At 55.7% G+C, this 201-nt stretch carries 2 tRNA genes; both read left to right on the top strand.

From position 1 onward, the window contains the following. The first annotated feature begins 27 nt into the window (after positions 1-27). Positions 28-104, top strand: a tRNA-Asp gene (locus AVJ20_RS18260). Positions 105-125: 21 nt separating this feature from the next. Beyond that, a tRNA-Val gene (locus tag AVJ20_RS18265) sits at positions 126-201 on the top strand.

Consider the following 201-nt stretch of genomic DNA (forward strand, 5'->3'; position numbering starts at 1 on the left):
CCTTTTCAGCGTTAAGATATTTAGAGTGCAGCGGTAGTTCAGTTGGTTAGAATACCGGCCTGTCACGCCGGGGGTCGCGGGTTCGAGTCCCGTCCGCTGCGCCATTTACATGATAGACCTTTTGAGGGCGCTTAGCTCAGTTGGTAGAGCGTCTGCCTTACAAGCAGAATGTCGGCGGTTCGATCCCGTCAGCGCCCACCA

Origin of the sequence: Acinetobacter sp. CFCC 11171 (assembly GCF_003268405.1) — a bacterium.
Classification (GTDB): domain Bacteria; phylum Pseudomonadota; class Gammaproteobacteria; order Pseudomonadales; family Moraxellaceae; genus Acinetobacter; species Acinetobacter amyesii.